The sequence below is a fragment of the Janthinobacterium sp. C22 genome, assembly GCF_057919405.1.
This window is the reverse complement of the sequence record NZ_CP193659.1, coordinates 5,005,461-5,023,915: the sequence shown is the minus strand read 5'-3', so window position 1 is coordinate 5,023,915 and position 18,455 is coordinate 5,005,461. Positions and strand designations below refer to the sequence as shown.

The 18,455-nt window shown below is 67.6% G+C and carries 13 protein-coding genes; 1 reads left to right on the top strand and 12 read right to left on the bottom strand.

The genetic code is table 11. The annotated features are described in order from the left end of the window. Positions 1-23 precede the first annotated feature (23 nt). Entirely contained in the window at positions 24-668 is a 645-nt protein-coding gene (gene udk, locus ACRHIG_RS23500; RefSeq protein ID WP_475413498.1) for a uridine kinase, read from the top strand. Positions 669-696: 28 nt separating this feature from the next. Here the strand turns inward: udk and ACRHIG_RS23495 are convergent, their stop codons facing one another. The 12 genes from ACRHIG_RS23495 to ACRHIG_RS23440 form a co-directional block, all read right to left on the bottom strand. Next, positions 697-1,866 (bottom strand): HlyD family type I secretion periplasmic adaptor subunit, encoded by a 1,170-nt coding sequence (locus ACRHIG_RS23495; protein WP_489628097.1) that lies wholly within the window; start codon positions 1,864-1,866, stop codon positions 697-699. Beyond that, positions 1,863-3,602, bottom strand: coding sequence for an ATP-binding cassette domain-containing protein (locus ACRHIG_RS23490; RefSeq protein WP_489628096.1), 1,740 nt, complete (start codon positions 3,600-3,602; stop codon positions 1,863-1,865). The genes ACRHIG_RS23495 and ACRHIG_RS23490 overlap by 4 nt, the downstream gene beginning before the upstream one ends. Continuing rightward, positions 3,581-4,006, bottom strand: coding sequence for a hypothetical protein (locus ACRHIG_RS23485; protein ID WP_489628095.1), 426 nt, complete (start codon positions 4,004-4,006; stop codon positions 3,581-3,583). The genes ACRHIG_RS23490 and ACRHIG_RS23485 overlap by 22 nt, the downstream gene beginning before the upstream one ends. A gap of 28 nt (positions 4,007-4,034) precedes the next feature. Then, a complete protein-coding gene (locus tag ACRHIG_RS23480) occupies positions 4,035-5,303 on the bottom strand; it encodes a TolC family protein (RefSeq protein ID WP_475413495.1) in 1,269 nt (422 codons plus the stop codon). A 132-nt stretch (positions 5,304-5,435) separates the two neighbouring features. After that, positions 5,436-12,425 (bottom strand): hypothetical protein, encoded by a 6,990-nt coding sequence (locus ACRHIG_RS23475; protein WP_489628094.1) that lies wholly within the window; start codon positions 12,423-12,425, stop codon positions 5,436-5,438. Positions 12,426-13,225: 800 nt separating this feature from the next. After that, complete coding sequence (locus ACRHIG_RS23470) at positions 13,226-14,182, bottom strand: hypothetical protein (protein ID WP_489628093.1); 957 nt, start codon at positions 14,180-14,182, stop codon at positions 13,226-13,228. Then, positions 14,179-15,051, bottom strand: a complete 873-nt coding sequence (locus ACRHIG_RS23465; RefSeq protein WP_489628092.1) for an ABC transporter ATP-binding protein — start codon at positions 15,049-15,051, stop codon at positions 14,179-14,181. The genes ACRHIG_RS23470 and ACRHIG_RS23465 overlap by 4 nt, the downstream gene beginning before the upstream one ends. After that, on the bottom strand, positions 15,048-15,428 hold the full coding sequence (locus ACRHIG_RS23460) for a GntR family transcriptional regulator (RefSeq protein ID WP_099408769.1): 381 nt from the start codon (positions 15,426-15,428) through the stop codon (positions 15,048-15,050). The genes ACRHIG_RS23465 and ACRHIG_RS23460 overlap by 4 nt, the downstream gene beginning before the upstream one ends. 129 nt (positions 15,429-15,557) lie before the next feature. Next, positions 15,558-16,274, bottom strand: coding sequence for a DUF72 domain-containing protein (locus ACRHIG_RS23455; protein ID WP_489628091.1), 717 nt, complete (start codon positions 16,272-16,274; stop codon positions 15,558-15,560). A 69-nt stretch (positions 16,275-16,343) separates the two neighbouring features. Further along, positions 16,344-17,090: a UDP-2,3-diacylglucosamine diphosphatase gene (locus ACRHIG_RS23450; RefSeq protein ID WP_475417831.1), complete on the bottom strand. Its 747-nt coding sequence runs from the start codon at positions 17,088-17,090 to the stop codon at positions 16,344-16,346. An 86-nt stretch (positions 17,091-17,176) separates the two neighbouring features. Further along, positions 17,177-17,668, bottom strand: coding sequence for a peptidylprolyl isomerase (locus ACRHIG_RS23445; RefSeq protein WP_092610294.1), 492 nt, complete (start codon positions 17,666-17,668; stop codon positions 17,177-17,179). Positions 17,669-17,741: 73 nt separating this feature from the next. After that, the gene (locus ACRHIG_RS23440; protein ID WP_475417832.1) at positions 17,742-18,371 is read right to left on the bottom strand and encodes a peptidylprolyl isomerase; all 630 of its coding nucleotides are present in this window, start codon (positions 18,369-18,371) and stop codon (positions 17,742-17,744) included. Positions 18,372-18,455 lie beyond the last annotated feature (84 nt).

Below are 18,455 nucleotides of genomic sequence, written 5' to 3'. Positions count from 1 at the left end.
CCCCGTTTCCGGTATCATTCGGCATGAAAAATATTTCCTTCCAACCGTTTATCATTGGTGTCGCTGGCGGAAGCGGCAGTGGCAAGTCCACCGTATCACAGCAGGTGCTGGCGTCGTTCGGCGCCGACATGGTCTCGGTCGTGATGCAGGACGACTACTATTGCGACCAAACCCATCTTTCCCCTGAAGTCCGCCGTCAGCAGAACTACGACCATCCGCAGGCTTTCGAGTGGCCATTGCTGGTGCAGCACATCCAGGCCTTGCGCAATGGCGAGGCGATCGAGATGCCGGAGTATGACTTCACGCTGCACAACCGCTCCAGCAGGACGATTCCCGTCAAGCCGGCGCCGGTGATCGTGATCGAAGGCCTGTTTGCCTTGTATGACGAAGACCTGCGCGACATGATGTCGCTGAAGATCTTTGTCGACACCGCCTCCGACGTGCGCTTCATCCGCCGCATGCAACGCGATATCACGGAACGCGGCCGTTCCGTGGAAAGCGTCATCGAGCAGTACCTGGAAACGGTACGCCCCATGCACAAGCAATTCATCGAACCCACCAAGCGCAATGCCGATGTGATTTTGCCGCATGGCGCCAACGGTCCCGCGGTCGACATGATCACGGCCAAGGTGGCCAGCGTCATCGGCCGTCTGAAGCCGGCCGGCTGAAATTGGCCAGTTGGGGTAGCCCGCTGCCTCAGCGCTCCCCCATCGACTCCGAAAACGTCTTGGTGATCGGTTTCGTCAGGTAGCGCAGCACCGTCTTGCGGCCCGTGTTGATTTCCACGGTGGCCGTCATGCCGGGCTGGATCAGGATCGGCTCGCCATTCTTGCCCATCAGATTGCGCCCGCTGGTCTTGATCTGCACGCGGTAGTAGGGCTGCTCGTTGCCCTTGTTGTCTTCACTTAAGGTATCGGCGCTGATGTAGCTGACGGTGCCGCGCAGACGGCCGTAGATGCCGTAGTCGTAGGCATCGAGTTTCACGGCCGTCGGCAGGCCCGGCTTGATGAAGGCGATGTCGGCCGGTTTCACTTTCGCCTCGATGATCAGGTCATCGTCCGTCGGCACGATCTGCAGGATTTCCTCGCCCGGCTTGGCCACGCCGCCCAGGGTGGTGAGCCGGACGTTGCGCACGATGCCGTCGGTGGGTGCGTAGATGTCCGTCGAACCCAGCTGCTCCTTGCGTTGCGTCACCGTCTGCAGCACGCCGGCCAGGTCTTCCTGGGCTTTCACCAGGTCCGTCTGGCTGTCTTGCAGGTATTTGTTGCGCCGGTTGGTGATCTGCGCCTGGATGTCGACCACCTGCCGCCGCAGCTTCAGCACCTCGGCGCGGCTGACATCTCCCGTTTCCAGCAGCGGCAGATTCATTTCCAGCTCTTCCTTGATCAGCTTCATGGCGCTGTCCAGCGAGCCCACTTCCGCCTGCACGGCGCCCTGGCGCTTGCTGAACAGGGCCAGCTGGTTGGCGCGAAATTCCGGAAACGCCTGCAGTTCGGGCGGGAACTTCGGCGCGCCGCCAAACACCTCGGCTTGCAGGCGCGCCACGGCCGCCTTCAGGCCGGCCGCCTTGGCCGTGCTTTCCAGGTAGCTCGTCTCGGCCCGCGTGCGGTCGAAACGGGCCAGCAGTTCGCCCTTTTTCACGATGCTGCCTTCGTGCACGCGCAGCTCGGCCAGCACGCCGCCGTCGGCCACCTGGATGATCTGGTTGCGCGAGCTGGCGATCACCTGGCCGTTGGCGCGCGTGACCTGGTCCAGCTCCGCCCACGACGCCCAGGCGATGACGCCCGCCAGCGCCGCCGTGCAGCTCCAGATCAGCACCCGCCCCCGCTTTGCTTCTTCCTTCGTTTCGACCTTGGCCAGTTTCATGCGACGGCTCCTTGCGGTGCGGGCGCGGCCACCGGCGCCGTTGCGGGACTGGGTACGGCCTGCGGCTTGCCCGACAGCTTGGCCAGGACAACGTCGCGCGGGCCGTCCAGCAGCACCCGTCCCGCCTGCAGCACCACCAGGCGCTCGAGCAGGGGCAGCAGGGCGTTCTTGTGCGTGGTGGCGACCATGGTCACGCCTTCGGCGGCCAGTTCGCCCAAGAGTCCCACGATGCGCGCTTCCGTCTTCGCATCCATGGCGCCCGTCGGCTCGTCGAGCAGCCAGACGCGGGGCTTGGCCAGCAGCAGGCGCGTGACGGCGATCAATTGCCGCTGGCCGCCCGAGACGCCCCGTCCGCCCTCGGTAATGGCCAGCGCCAGTCCCCGCGGCTGGCCCAGTATCAGCTCGATCAGGCCCGTGCGCCTGGCCGCCGCCAGGATCGCTTCCTCGCCCGGGTCGGCCAGCCCCAATAGCAGGTTGTCGCGCAGGGTGCCGCTGAACAGCCGCGTTTCCTGCGGCAGGTAGCCGACCATTTCGCGCACCACGGCCGGTGCCAGCAGGGCCATGTCGACGTCGCCCAGGTACACCTTGCCTTCGGCCGGCTGGTACAGGCCCGAGGCCAGTTTCAGCAGGGTGCTCTTGCCCGAGCCGATGGCGCCCACCAGGCCGAGCCGTTCGCCGGGGCGGATGGCCAGGCTTTCCACTTCCAGCGCCACCTTTTGCGCGCCGCCGTACGTAAAGCGGATGCGTTCGAAGCGCAGTCCCGTATCGAGGCTGCGCGGCGTCAGCGCGAACTGCGCGTTGTCGGCCTCGTTGGGCAGGCTGATGACCTGTTCCAGGCCGTCGATCGAGGCGCGCGCATGCGCCCACTGCACCATCACGGCGGGCAGCTGCACGATGGGCATCAGGGCGCGGTTGCTGATGATGGTGCAGGCCATCAGCGCGCCCATGGTCATCTGGTTCTCGGCCACGAACCATGCGCCCATGGAGATCAGCGCCACGTTGGTCAGCTGCTGGAAGGCGGCCGTGATGTTTTGCGACAGGGCCGCATAGTCGCGGATATTCTGCTCCGCGTGGCTGCTCTCGGCCACCAGTCCGGCCCAGCGCGCCTGCATCATCCATTCGGCGCTGCTGCCCTTGAGCGTTTCCACGCCGTCGACGGCTTCCACCAGCAGGCCCGCCTTGCGGTTGCTGGCGTTGAGGTTCTTGCGCGTGTGGTTCTCGATGGCGCGCTGGAACATCAGGCCGCACACCAGGGCCAGCGGCAGCGCCACCAGCGGCACCACCACCAGCCAGCCGCCGATGATGGTGATCATGGCGAGGAAAATCAGCGCGAAGGGCACGTCCGTGAGCACGAACAGGGAGGTCGACGTGAGCACGCCGCGCACCATTTCAAAGCCTTTGACCTGTGCCGCCAGGGTGCCGACGGAGGCGGGGCGCGCCTCCATGCGGATGCCCAGCATGCGCTGGAAAAACCACTCGGACAGCTCATGGTCGACGTCATTGCACGCGTGGTCGACGATGCGGCTGCGTACCTGCTTGAGGATGAATTCCAGGCCGATCGACAGGGCCACGCCCACCACCAGCACCCACAGGGTGCTGAAGCTCTGGTTCGGAATCACGCGGTCGTACACCTGCATGGAAAACAGCGAGGTGGCCATGGTCAGCAGGGTCACCAGCGCGGTGGCCAGCACGGCGTCGACAAACACGCTTTTCTTCAGCCACAGGGCGTTGCGCACGAGGCCCAGGGCGCCGGGGCGGGCGCCGCTTTTTCGCTGCGGCGCGGCAGGCCCACGCAAGCCAGGCCGGCCAGCGATTCCAGCTGCAAGGCGCGCCCGTCGATGCCTTCGCCGCGCCAGGCGCCGTCGGCGCCGCGCGACTGCAGCAAGCCCCAGCCCGTGCTGGCGCTGTAGACGGCGAACGGCAGCTCGCCCGGCGTCGGCTCGTGCAGCGGGCGCGCCGCGCCATCCAGCCCGGCCGCCTGCCAGATGGCGGTCAGTACCGTGGCGGGTGCGCCGCTGTCGTCGACGTCGTCGAGCTGGCGCTGCAGGTCGGCCAGCCGCGCGGCCGCCACGTGCTGGCCCGTCAGGCGGGCGGCCCGTTCGATGAGTGTCAGCAAGCCATGTTTGATGGAGGTATCCACGCTGTCTCCTGTGTGCATCATGTCGGTGTCAATTCGCGCGCGCCATGCCTGCCGGCGCCGTGCGCCCGGCCAGGGTGCCCGTTTGCGCGGCCAGGCGCAGGCTGGCGGCAATCGCCTGCGCGCGCGTGTCTTCCAGCGAAAACCTCGCCTGGGTCGCTTCGCGCACGGCGTTGAGCACGTCGTTCCAGCTCTTGCGGCCGATCACGTACTGGCGCGCATACGATTCGAATACCTGCGTCGAGGTGGTGCTGGCCTCGCCCGCGTTGTCCAGACGCTGGCGGCTCGCCTCGGCCTCGTTCCAGTCCAGCGTGAAGCGCTCGCGCACGTCGCGCTCGGCCGCATCGTGCGCGGCGCGCGCGCCTTCGCGCCGGGCCACGGCGGCGTCCACCCCGGCCTTGGCCGACAGGCCGGCGCCCGGCTGCGCCTGCAGCACCAGCATGGCGCGCGTGCGGTTGTCGGCATTCACGCCGCCGGTGGGCTTTTCCATACGCAGCACCAGCTTCGGCATGTAGGCCGAGCGCTGCAGGGTGATCTCGGAATCGGCTGCCTGCGCCTCGAAATCGAGGCGGTGCAGGGTGGGGGAATAGTCGATGGCCTGGCGCATGACCCGTTCCAGGCTGGCGTCGGGCAGCGGTTCGCCCACGCCGATGCCCGCGCCGGTGACCAGGCGCACCGGTTTGCCGGCCAGTTGCGACAGCTGCGCCAGCGCGTTTTCCTGCGCCTGGCGCGCGTTCGATACGTCGTTGGCCGCCTGGTAGGCGCGCGATTCGGCCAGGCGCTGGTCCGTTTGCGAACTGACCGACTGCGCCACGCGGCGCTTGATCATGTCCAGCAGGCGCTGGTGCTCGGCCAGGCCCTCTTCAGCCGAGCGCATGCGCGCCGTCTGGCGCAGCGCCTCGGTGTAGGCGGCGATCACGCGCAGCGAAAGGGCCAGGCGCTCTTCCTCGATGGCCGCGCCGGCCGCGTCGACCCGGCTGCCGGCGGCATCGATGCCGGCGTCGATGCGCCCGCCGCTCCACAGGGGCTGCTCGATGCGCACCACGCCGCCCGTTTCCCGCGAACCCGTGGGGACTTCTGCCGACAGGCTGGGGAAGCGCTGCCACTGGGCGCCATCGAGGTCGGCGCGCGCGGCCGCCTGCGCCGAGCGCTTGCCCTGGACGGCGGGATGGCTTTGCAGCGCCTGCTGCAAGACCTGGTCGAAACTCCAGGCCGTGGCGCCCTGGGCATGGGCGAAGGACGCGATGGATGCCATGGCCATGGCCGCCAGCAAGGCCGCGCCACGTGGCAGTACAAACAATGCTGGGAAACCGCGTAATCTCATCCCGTATTTTTCCGGCCCAAGGCCTGATGCATTTCAAGGTATGGGCGGGAGCGCGCTGCCGCACGCTCCCGCTGCCTTGCCAGGCGCGGCGCCTGGCGTGGGACGGTGTCAGACCAGGAAGTTGGCCGCCGTCAGCTGCGTGATGTTCACGCCGCTGAGCAGCACCAGCGCCGTGTCGATGGCGTTGGCGTTGCTCAGGTCACTCGAGTGATACACCGTCACGGCGCCGCTGTTTTGCGCATCGGCGATGACGATGTAGCCCTGTCCCGACAAGACGCTGTCGTCGGCCGCGATGGCGCTGGCCGCCGCGCCGATCGACACGGACGTGCCGTCGAAGATGAACAGGTTGTTGTTGCTGAAGTCCGTGCCCACGTTGACGCCCACGGCCACCGATGCCGTCAGGTGGGCGATGGCCGACATGTCGATCACGTCGCCGCCGGCGGCCGGCAGGCCCGTGCTGAAGTCGGCCACCGTCAGCGGATTGTGCAGGGCGTTCTGGCTCAGCACGAACAGCTGGCTCGCGTCCGTCAGGTCGGCCTGCGCCTGGGCCGCCGCCGCCGCCGCGGCATCGGCGTTCGCCGCCACCGTCAGCGAACTGGCGTCCGTCAGGTCCGCCTGCGCCTGCGCTTGCAGGGCGGCTGCCGCTGCCGCATCGGCTGCCAGGTGCAGGGCGTTGGCGTCCGTCAGGTCGGCCGTCTGCGTTGCCGCCAGCGCCGCCGCCGCTGCCGCATCGGCGGCCTGCGTGAGGGCCACGGCATCGGTCTGGTCGGCCAGCGCTTGCGCGGCGGCGGCGTTGGCCGCATCCGCATTCGCCACGACGGCCAGGGCGCTGGCGTCCGTTTGCGCGGCGAGGGCGTTCGCTTGTACCAGGGCGATGTCGGCCGCCTGCGCGTCGGCTTGGGCCTGGGCCGCCGCCGCGTCGTCCGCATACGCGGCGTTCGCATTGGCATGCGCCTGGGCCGCCGCTGCTGCCGCGCTGGCGGCGGCTGCATCGTCCGCCTGCGCCGCTTGCAAGGCCAGCAGGGAAGCGGCTGCCTGCGCCTGCGCCAGTGGCGCCGCGGCATCGGCGGCATGGGCGGCCAGCGCGGCTGCCGCCGCATTGTTGGCGTTCAGGGTGGCTGCGGCAGCCGCCGCATCGTCGGCCTGAGCCTGCTGCGTCAGGGCCAGCGAGGCGGCGGCCTGGGCGGCAGCTGCCGCGGCCGCGTCGTCGTCGTTCTGCGCCGCGGTGGCCGCTGCCAGTGCGCTGGCTGCCGTTGCCGCCGTGCTGACGGCCAGGGCGTCGGCGGCGATGGCGGCCATGTGCGCGGCGGTGGCGGCGGCGGCATTGGCCGCTGCCTGATTGGCGGCCGTGTCGTCGGCCTGCGCCGCCTGTGCGGCGAGCAGCGCCGCTGCCGCTGCTGCGGCGCTGGCGGTTGCCGTGGCGTCGGCCGCTGCGGCGGCCGTGGCTGCCGCTTGCGCGAGCGCCGCGGTGGCGGCGGCATCGGCCGCCGCCTGGTCGTCGGCGACGGCGGCGTTGTGCGCGGCCTGGGCGTTGGCCGCGTTGGCCGCTGCCAGCGCGGCTGCCGCGTCATCGGCTTGCGCTGCCTGCGTGGCCGCCAGGGTAATGGCTGCCGCGACGGCCGCTGCCGCTGCCGCAGCATCGGCGTCATGCGCGTTTTGCGCCGCCAGCTGGGCGGCTGCCGCCGCGGCGGCGGTGGCGGCGACGTCGGCGTCGGCGGCCAGGGCCGCGTCGAGCGCCAGCTGCGCATTGGCGGCGGCTATGGCGGCCGCTGCCGCCGTGGCGTCATCCGCCTGGGCATTGAGGGTGGCGGCCATGGAAATGGCCGCCTGCGCCGCCGCAGCTACCGCGGCGGCATCGGCGTTTTGCGCCGCGACGGCCGCCGTATGCGCGGCAGCCGCATTGGCTGCCGCGGTGGCGGCTGCCGCATCGTCGGCCTGGGCCGCCGCCAGTGCCGCGTGGGCGGCTGCCGCATTGGCATTGGCCTGGGCCGCGGCATCGGCCGCACCCTGGGCGGAGAGAAGGAGGTTCAGTTTCAGCGTCCTGTCATTGTCCGCATCCGTGGCGTTGACATCGGCCGTCACGGCGGCGTTCAGGTTGGCGATGGCCGCGTTCAGCGCGGCATGGGCATCGAGGGCTGCCGTGTCGGCCAGTTGCGCGGCCAGGGTAGCCGCCGCCGAGAGGGCCGCCGTATGCGCGGCATTGGCGGCGGCATCGTCGGCGGCCAGCGCCGCGCTGGCGGCTGCCAGTGCGTTGTTGGCCGTCGTGGCAAGGGCCGCCAGGGCGCCATCGGCCAGCAAGGCCGCATCGGAAAGGAGCTGGGCCGCCGCCGCTGCTGCCGCCGTGCTTGCCGCCGTGGCGTCGTCGGCCAGGGCGGCATTGGTGGCAGCGAGCGAGGCGCTGGCAGTCAGTATCGCCGCGTTGAGCGTCGTCGTGGCGGCATTCAGGGCCGCTTGCGCGTTGCCGGCCGCCGTCGCTGCGGCGCTGGCGGCGTTGTCGTCTGCCAGGGCCTGGTTCAACGCGGCCAGCGCGCTCGCTGCCGTTGCCGCGGTCGTGCCGACGGCCAGGTCGGCCGCCTGCGCCGCCTGCGTGGCTGCCAGCGAGATGGACGCCGTGAGGGCGGCGGCAGCGGCGGCGATATCGTCCGCTTGCGCATGCTGCGTGGCGGCGGCCGAGATGGCGGCCACGGCGGCGGCGGCGGCGGCAGCCGTGTCGGCGGCGGTGGCGGCAACCGCGGCGGCCGTCGCATTGGTGGAGTTCAGCACGGCCGCGGCGGCGGCCGCATCGTCGGCCAGGGCCGCATTCAGCGATGCGAGCGCGTTGGCGGCGATGGTGGCGGCGCTGGCGGCGGCATTGTCGGCCAGTTGCGCCGCTTGCGCCGCCGCTTGCGAGGCGTTGGCGACGGTGGCCGCCGTGGCGGCTGCCAGATCGTCGGCGACGGCGGCGGCAGTGGCGGCGCTCGCCGTCACGGCGGCAGCGGCCGTGGCCGCCGCGTTCGCGTCCGCCTGCAAAGCCGCATTCAGGGCCGCCAGGGCATTGGCTGCCGTCGCTGCCGTCGCGGCGGCGGCGGTATCGGCCGCTTGCGCAGCCTGGGCCGCTGCCAGCGAGGTGGCGGCCACGCCGGCGGCGGTGGCCGCGAGCGTGTCGTCCAGCGCCGCCGCGGTGGCTGCCGCCTGGGAAGTCAGGGCCAGCGTGGCGGCGGCGGTGGCGGCATTGTCGGCCGCGAGCGCATTGTTGAGGGCGGTCAGCGATGCTGCGGCCGTCGCTGCCGTCGATGCGGCAGCCGCATCATCGGCCTGCGCCGATTGCGCGACGGCCAGCGACAAGGCGGCCGTGGTGGCGGCCGTGGTGGCGGCCAGCGCGGCCACCAGGTCGAGCGGATGCGCGGCCGAATAGGCGGCCAGGGCGGCGGCATTCGCGGCGTCGTTGTTGGCGATGGTGGTGAGCGCGGCGGCGTCCGTCAGGGCGGCCTTGGTGGCGGCCACGGTGGCGGCCGTCACGTCGAGCGTGTGGGCCGTGCCCAGCAGGACGGCGTCGGTGAGGCCGGCGACGGTGGCGGCGGCCGTGGCGGCCGTGGCATTGACGGTCGCGACCAGGCCCAGGGCGACGGCGTCCGTCAGGTTGGCCGTGGTTTGCGCCGCGGTGGCGGCGGCCGCGTCGACGGTTGCCGTCAGTCCGAGGGCGACGGCGTCGGTCAGCGCGGCGGTGGCGGCCGCCGTGTTGGCGGCGGCCGTGGCGGCCGTCGAAACGGTGCCCAGTGCAACCGCATCGGTCAGGTTGGCCACGGCGGCAGCGGCGCTGGCGGCCGTGTTGGCGGCCGTCGACACGAGGCCCAGCGCCACGGCGTCGGTGAGGTTGGCCGTCGTTTGCGCCGTGGCGGCCAGCGCCGCGTCGGCCGTGGCGGCCAGGCCCAAGGCCGTGGCGTCCGTCAGCGCGGCGGTGGCGGCAGCCGTATTGGCGGCGGTGGTGGCCGCTGCGGAGAGCGTGCCCAGGGCTGCCGCATCGGTCAGGTTGGCCACATTCGTCGCCGTATTGGCGGCGGCGGCGGCGGCCGTGGCGAGCAGGCCCAGGGCAGTGGCATCGGTCAGGTCGGCCGTTGCCTGCAAGGCGGCGGCGGCGGTCGCGTCGGCCGTGGAAATGAGTCCCAGCGCCGTGGCGTCCGTCAATGCCGCCAGGCTGGCGGCGGAGGTGGCGGCCAGCGCATCGGCGTTCGAAATGAGGCTCAGTGCGATGGCATCCGTCTGGCCAGCGGTCGTGACGGCCGCGGCTGCGGCCGCATCGGCGGCCGACGAGACGAGGCCCAGGGCCACGGCGTCAGTTTGGTTGGCAACAAATTGTGCCGTGGCCAGCGCGCTTTGCGCCAGCGTATTGGCGGCCGTCAAGGTGGTGACCGCCGTCTGGGCGGCAAGTTCGGCGGCGGCATCGGCCGTGGAAATGATGCCCAGGGCGCCGGCGTCGGTCAGCGCCGCCGTCGCGGCGGCGGCAGCGGCGGCGGCCTGTGCCGCGGCAGCTGCGCTGACGGCCGAGATATCGATTCCGCCCAGCAGGGCGGCCGTTTCCGCCGCCGAGACGGCAGCGGCCGCCGTGGCGATGAGCGCATCGGCGTCGGTCAGGCCGGCCGTCGCTTGCAGACCGGCCGCCACCACCGCATCGGCGGCGGAGATGCCGGCAAGGATGGTGACATCCGTCAGGCCGGCGGTGATATCGGCATTGTCGGCATCGAGCTGCAAGGCATTGACGGTGGCCGTCAGGTCGATCACGCTGGTCTGGCCGGCCGTCACGTTGGCGGCCAGGGCGGCGAGGTTGGCCAGATTGAAGGCATTCAGGGCGACGTTGACGTCCAGCAGGCTGGCTTGGGCATTGGCGGCGGCCGCATCGGCATCGGCCTGGTCGGCCGCTTGCTGCAAGGCCACCACATCGGTCTGGTCGGCCACTGTCTGGGCATTGGCGGCATCGCTGGCGGCGGCCGCGTCGGCAGCGGCGAGGGCGGCCGCATCCGTCTGGTTGGCCGTCGTTTGCGCGGCCAGCGCGGCGGCCGCATCGGCGTCGGAAATCACTTGCAGGGCGGCGGCGTCCGTCAATGCCGCTTGTGCGGCTGCGGCGGCGGACGTGCTGGCGGCCGCATCGGCCGTGATTTGCAGCGCGGCAGCGTCGCTCAGGCTGGCGGTGACGACGGCATTCGCCGCCGCAGTGGCGGCGAGGGCTGCTGCGGCGTCAAGCGCGGCGGCATCGGTGCTGGCGGCCAGGGCGGCGGCCGCGGCCGCGGCAGCGTCGGCATCGGAAATCAGGGCCAGCGCGGCCGCGTCGGTCAGGTCGGCCTGTGCCTGTACCGCATCCGCCGCCAGGGTGGCGGCGTCGGCGATCAGGCCCAGGGTGGGCGCGTCCGTCATGTTCGCTTGCGTCTGTGCATTGGCGGCGTTCGTTGCGGCGGCATCGGCGGCGGCCTGCAGGGCGACGGCGTCGGTGGCGTTGGCGATCGAGGCGTCCCAGGCGGCAACGCCGGCGGCGGCGTCCGCTGCCATGCTCAAGGCGACGGCGTCGGTGAGTCCCGCTTGCGTGCTGGCGGCCGCTGCCGTATTCGCGGCGGCGGTGGCGGCGATTCCCAGTGCCGCAGCGTCGCTGGCATTGGCGTCCGCCGCCGCATTCGCTGCCGCGGTGGCGGCCGCGTTCGAGGCTGCGGCCAGGGCGGCGGCATCGGTGGCGGCGGCCAGGCTGGCCGCCGCGGCGGCGTTGGCGGCATCCGCATCGGAGATCACTGCCAGGGCGGCGGCATCGGTCAGGCTGGCCTGGATGCCGGCCGCGACGGCGGCATTGGCGGCGGCGGTTGCCGCCAGGTCCAGCGCGGCGGCGTCCGTGGCATCGGCCAGCGCCGTGGCGGCCGCGGCAGCGGCGGCATCATTGGCCGAGATGACGGCCAGCGCCGCCGCATCGGTCAGTGCTGCCTGGGTGTTGGCGGCGTTGGCGACGACGTCGGCCGCATCGGCGATGGCTTGCAATGCCGGGGCGTTGGTCTGGTCCGCTTGCGTCTGCGCCGCATCGGCGGCGGCGTGCGCGGCGGCGGCGTTGGCGGCGGCCGTGGCGGCAGCCGCATCGTCATTTTGCGCCGAGGTGGCGGCGGCCTGCGACACGGCGGCAGCGGCAGCGGCGGCAGCAGCCGCGCTGTCGTCATTCGTGGCGGCGGTAGCGGCCGCTTGTGCGCCGGGCACGGCGGCCGCCGTGCTGGCCGCCAGCGCATCGTCGCTGGTGGCGCTATTGGCAGCGAGCAAGGCTGCTGCCGCGGCGGCGGCGGCTTGCGCCGCCAGCTGGTCGGCCAGGGTGGCCGCGTTTGCCGCGGCCAGCGATGCGGCTGCCGTGGCAGCCGCGGCGGCGGCGGCGGCGTCATCGGCTAGGGCATTGGCGGCGGCGGCCGCCGCGGCGGCGGCGGCCAGCACGGCGGCGTCGGTCACGACGGTAGTGCTGGACTGATTTCCCGTGCCACCCTGTCCGCCGGTCGAGCCGCCCGTGCCGCCCGTGCCCCCGGTACCGCCGGTACCCGTTCCTCCCGTGCCGGAACCGCCGGCTGCGGCGCCGCCGCCGCCGCCACCGCCTGCCGCGGCGGCAACGAGGCCAAGGCCGCCGAGCGCGCCCAGCACGCCAAGTCCGCTCAGGCCACCCGCAGCGCCCGCACCCGCGCCGGCGCCAGCGCCGGCCGATGCCCCGGCGACATCCACGACACTGCCGCTGGGGATGCCGGCGGCGCCCGCGCCTGTGCCCGCAGCGCCTGCGGCACCGCCGTTGTTGTCGCTTTGCGGCGTGCCGAGATCGGCGCCAGCCTGACCTGCGGCCGCGCCGCTGCCGCCTGCGGCCAGGGCCGCCGCTGCCACGGCCGCGGCCGTGCCCAGGGCGGCGGCATTGCCGTTCTCGGCGCTGCCCGTGACTTCCACGACATTTTCAGGCGGCATGGTCGCGCTGGCATCGGCCCCCTTGAGCAGTTCATCTTCGTCATATTGCTTGCGCTCGCCGGTTTTCGGGTCGACGGCTTTCTTTGCGGGCGTCGCGATCTTGGCGCCAGCGCCTTCGGCATTGACGGGAACTTGTGCTGGATTTGGGGTGGTGGCCATTTGAAAGTCTCCGGAAAAGGTTATGTGTTCGTTCAATTTTCTAAAATAATAAAAAATTAATAATCTGGTTCGTTTCCTTGCTTGCTCCGGCGAGGCTTGGGCCGTGGTCGAACTCTGGTGTTTCCGATGTTGATAGTGGCAAGTAAAACATAGTTGGGAAAAAAACGCTGGGGCAAAATAGCGCTACTTCAACAATATTAAAAATATCATTTTCATATTTGTTTTATGTATCGCCGTTTTGTTATGGTTGGCTGCGCCGGCAAACGGCTTGTCCGGCCGGATGCTTTGGCAGGCTGCCGCCTTTTTGCGAGGCATGCACTGTCTCCCACTCTGAGCATAGTTTCAATTTTGAAACTTCCAATTTCATTTTGATCATTTTCCATAACGCTATTCTGTCCATCGTTACGCAAGATAATTCTCACGGATTGTCACGGAATGGCTTTTTTGGACTGAATTTTCCGCCGTGCGCCCGTATTTCCGCGCCTTTTATCCAAAAAACCATCTTGCTATCGAATTGCTAGTTGTTGTTTTTTGGCTGGCGATTATCAAATGTGATTGGTAATAAAATACGATAGAAATAATTATTTGTAATTTTCATATCGGACCAATACTATCGAATAAATAGTCGCGATGTGGCGGGTGGGGTTTTTCATAATAACTATCGGTAAGGTAGTTATTATTTCAGGGGCTTGAAAGGACTAAAAATGGAAAACGCCCCGGCGGGGCGTTTTTTTATGGGGCAGGGATATTGCGCTGTCAGCCTTCCTCGCGCCAGCGGCGCAGGCGGATGGCGGCGTAAATCAGCGCCGCGCCGGCCGCCGCACCGAACCAGGCGGCTGGCAAGGCCAGGCTGGACCAGGAATTGCTGAACACGTCGATGCGCGTCGTGTGCGATCCCCCTCTGCCAGCGCGTGCATGTGCGGCAGCAGTTCCGGCTCGAACAGATACCAGCTGCCGGGGAGGGTGCCCAGCAGGGCGCGTCCGATGACGTTCATCTGTATCCAGTCGATGCCGCTTTCCGTCTGCGTCAGCTTGCCGGCCCAGACGGCCAGGATGAGCAGCAGCAGCGGCACGCCGACGGCCCACAGGAAGACTTTCGACTTGGCCCAGCTCGACACCATCAGCAGCCAGCCTACCGTCGGCAAGGCCCACAGGCAATACACGGGCAGCAAGCCGAACACGCGCAGCGGTCCCAGGTACAGGCCGGGGGTGGCGAGCAGTTCGGCAAACACGTGGATGCCGTTGGCCGCCAGCACGCCGCTCAGGATCAGGATCAGAAGCAGCGAAGTCAGGCTGGCGGCGGCGGCCACGATCAGCGGCGCGACCAGCAGGGCGATGGCCGCTTTCGACAGCACCGTCTGCGCATCCGAGATGGGCAGCGATTTCCAGAACAGCACGCTGCGGTCGCGGCGGTCGTCATGCAGGGCGCTCAGGCAATAGAAAAACACGAGAAAGCCCAGTGCCAGGAACAGCGGCGCGGCCGCGTACGTGTAGTTGTTGGCGACGGCGTCGATGATTTCCGTGCGGCGCGGGCCGAAGGTGCGGGTGTTGAAGACGGTGCTCCAGGACACTTCCTCGCCGTTGACGATGAGCGCCGTGCGCATCTTGGTCTTGGCGATGGTGCCGATCGTCATCAGGGCGCCCAGCACGGTCATGACGATGCCGATCAGGGCGGGCGTCCACACCAGCATGCCCTTGTGTTCCCACAGTTCGCGCCGGATCAGCCATTGCATCTTGTTGGCAGGGGAAATATTCATTGGTACGATCCTTTCATGGTCGCGACAAACAGGTCAGCCAGGCTGGGCGTGCGGACTTCGCCCAGGGCCGCCAGCTGGGTGCGGGCGACGCCGTCGAACAGCATCACCGACTTGCCGAACACGATGCGTTCGCTGATCGGCTGCAGGGCGCGCGCCGGATTGACGTGCTGCGGTCCCACCATCACCTCGATATAGCGCTCGCCCACGTCTTCCATGCTCGATGCCAGCACGATCTTGCCGTCGCGAATGAACATCAGGTCGCTGAGGATGTGTTCCACTTCCTCGATCTGGTGCGTGGTGATGACGATGGTCTTGTTTTCATCGAAATAGTCTTCCAGCAAGTTCTGGTAGAACTGCTTGCGGTACAGAATGTCCAGGCCCAGGGTCGGCTCGTCGAGCACCAGCAGCTTGGCGTCGATGGCCATCACCAGCGCCAGGTGCAGCTGCACCACCATGCCTTTCGACATGGCCTTGACCTTCATCTTCGGCGCCAGCTTGGTGTGCGCCAGGTAGCGCTCGGCCTTGCTGCGGTCGAAACGTGGATGCACGCCAGCAATGAAATCGATGGCGTCGGCCACGCGCAGCCAGCCCGGCAGGATGGCCACGTCGGCGATGAAGCACACGTCGTCCATCAGCGCGTCGCGCTGCACGCGGGGATCGCGTCCCAGCACCGACAGCTCGCCTTCGAAACCCGTCAGGCCCAGGATGGCTTTCAGGGTGGTGGTCTTGCCGGAGCCGTTAGGCCCGATCAAGCCGACGATGCGCCCCGGCGCGATATCGAAACTGATGCCGTCGATGGCGACCTGTTTGCCATACTGCTTGCGCAGGCCGCGTGCGCTGATGACGCTGTCCTTGTTCAATGCATTCATGCGCTCTCTCCGTGTGCGCCACTGTCGCGGCTCGCCTGCAGTAGTTGTTCGAGGTTCAGGCCCAGTTGCGTGATGCGTTCAAGCATCGCCGGCCATTCTTCGCGCATGAAGCGCTCGCGTTCACTGGCCAGCAATTTGTCGCGGGCGCCTTCCAAGACATACATACCGAGTCCTCTGCGTTTTTCCACCAGGGCATCGTCGACCAGTTCCTGATAGGCACGCGAGACCGTGATGGGATTCAATTGGTAGTCGGCCGCCACCTGGCGCACCGAGGGCAGGGCGTCGCCGGACTGCAGCACGCCATCGAGCATCATGCCCACCACCCTGGCCTTGAGCTGGCGGTAGATGGGGCTATTGTCGTTCCATTCCGTGCTCATGGGATGCGCTCCCACAAGGGCGGGGCGGTGCGGCGCGTGAAAAATGCGGTAGGCATCGGAGCTCCGTGGTTTATTGAGTTGGTGTTGTAGTTAACTATAACACTAAGTCTCAAAAATCAACACGTATTTTCAGGCCAGCCGTGCATGCAGGTCCAGCGCATTGAACAGGGCGGCGCCGGCCGCCGTGTTGTCGAAGATGCACCAGCTGCCCGCCTGCGCTGATGCGCGCAAGTCGGCGGCCAGCGCCGCCAGATAGTCGGCCGGATAGTCCGAATAGTAGATTGTCGGGCTGCCGTGCAGACGCAGGTAGGCGATACCCGTGGTCGGCACATGCGGCCCCGGCTGGCCGGCGGGCGGATCGGCGCGCACGCGGGTGATGCGCAGCATCGTTAACAGCTCGGTCGCGTTCGCCGCGAACCAGCTGGGGTGGCGCGCTTCGCAAGCGAGCATGCCGTCGAAGCGCTGGCGCAGCGCATGGAAAAATGCGGTGGCCACATCCGCCTCGAAACGCAGGCTGGGCGGCAGTTGCACCAGCACGCAAGCCAGTTTATTCCCCAGTTGCATGACTTCTCCCGCAAAGCGGTCCAGTTCGGCCTCGCCATCGCGCAAGCGCCGTTCGTGCGTGATGCTTCGCGGTAATTTCACGCTGAAGCGGAAATGCTCGGGCACGCTGGCGGCCCAGCGCGCGTAGGTTGACGGCTGGTGCGAGCGGTAGAACGAGCTGTTGATTTCCACGCAATCCAGCACCTGGGCATAGCGCTGCAGGTGGCTGCCATCGAGGGGAAGGTGGCTGGCGGCGGCGCTGGAGATGCTCCAGCCGGCCGTGCCGATATAAACAGTGTGCATGGCGCCATTACAGCAAGGCCAGGCGGGCGCGGCTATCGGACAAACGCCCGTGCGGCGGTCGGCGCAAGCCTAGTCGATGATGTCGCCGCTGAGATCGTGGCGCGTGATGTTGCCGCGCGCATCGATGGCGATCCAGCCGCCGCGCTGCGGTTCCACGTCGCATTCCCAGTCGGGCAGGACATAGCGCAAGGTTTCGTCAACTTTATGCACGGCAGGGCGGTGCGTATGGCCGTGGATCATGACGGTGCTGGCGTGTTCGGCAAATACTTGCGCGACAGCATCGGGCGTGACATCCATGATGTCCATGGATTTTTCGCCATTGTGCTCGCGGCTGCTTTGGCGCAAACCGTCGATGATGGCCTTGCGCTGCGCCAGCGGCATGGACAGGAACTGTTTTTGCCAGGCGGGCTGGCGCACCATGGCGCGAAACTCCATGTAGCTGACGTCTTTCGTGCACTCGGCGTCGCCATGCAGCAAGACGATGCGCCGGCCGGCAATCGTGGCCACGTGCGGTTCGCTGAGCAGGGTGGCGCCGGCGGCGGCGGCGAAGCCGGAGCCGACAAGAAAGTCGCGGTTGCCGGCGATCCAGTAGACGTGCACGCCAGCATCGCTGACGGCGCGGATGGCGGCCGTCATGCGCGCATTGAACGGGTCTTCCAGGTCATCGTCGCCGGCCCAGTATTCGAACAGGTCGCCTAATAGATACAGTGCTTGCGCGTATTGCGCATGGTGTTCCAGGAAAGAAAGAAACGCCGCGCTGGTGCGCGGGTGCGAGCTCTGCAGATGCAGGTCGGAAATAAAGAGTGCGGCAGGCATTGTCATCGTTCAACGCTCCCAAAAAGTGATGTAGCTGGAGAGGCGCCAACGCGGCAATGCCTGTGATTCATGATGCCGTAGCCGAATTAAACTGCTTCGACTTTTTCGATGATGACGTCCGTCACTGGCACATCGGCGAACATGCCGGCGCGCGAGGTTTTCACGGCGCGGATGGCGTCGACGACTTCCTTGCCGTCGGTGACTTTACCGAACACGGCGTAGCCCCAGCCGTCCTGGCCAGGGTAGTCGAGGAAGCTGTTGTTCTTGATGTTGATGAAGAACTGGGCCGATGCCGAATGCGGATCCGACGTGCGGGCCATGGCCAGGGTGTAGGTATCGTTTTTCAGGCCGTTCTTGGCTTCGTTTTCCACGGTGGTGTCGGCAGGCTTCTGTTTCATGCCTGGCTCGAAACCGCCGCCCTGGATCATGAAGCCGTCGATGACGCGGTGGAAAATCGTGTTGTCGTAGTGACCGGCTTTCATGTAAGCCAGGAAGTTGGCGACCGTTTTCGGCGCTTTTTCGGCGTCCAGTTCAGCGGTGATCTTGCCCAGATTGGTGGTGATGATGACGGAGGTCATGATGATCCTTAATAAATTGGATGAATAATTGATTCAGCGGCGCCAGCCAGGCCGGCGCCGCAAAAACGCTATTTTACAGTTTTGCGGGCGCTGTCTTGAGTAAAGTCGCCGATTCGATCACCACGGGGGTGACGGGCACGTTCTGGTGCGGTCCCTTGTCGGCAACGGGCACGGCCTTGATCTTGTCGACCACGTCCATGCCGCTGACGACTTTGCCGAACACCGTGTAGCCGAAGCCGTCGCGGCCAGGGTAGTCGAGCGCGCCATTGTCGTTGACGTTGATGAAGAATTGCGCGGTGGCCGAATGCGGATCGCCCGTGCGCGCCATGGCGATGCTGTAGGTGACGTTTTGCAAGCCGTTTTGCGCTTCATTCCTGATCGGCGCCTTGGTGGCTTTCTGCTTCATGTTCTTGTCGAAGCCGCCGCCCTGTATCATGAAGCCGTCGATGACACGGTGAAACACGGTACCCTTGTAATAACCGCTTTTGACGTACTGCAAGAAATTGGCCACGCTTTTCGGCGCTTTTTCCTGATCCAGTTCCAGCACGATCTCGCCCATGCTGGTTTTCAGGGCCACGTGGGGCGTGGGGTCGAGGGCGGTCGCCGGAGCGGCCGCCACGACGGCGCTGCCCAGCGTCAGGCCGGCAAACAGGGTGCAAAAGCGGGCCAGGAAAGACAGGCGTTTCGATTTGGTTTCTTGCATGAAGGCGTCCTTGATCGTTATTTTTCTTTAAACTTGCTTTAATTGTAAATAAATGAAAATTCGGTTGAACATCGTAAAAACCTG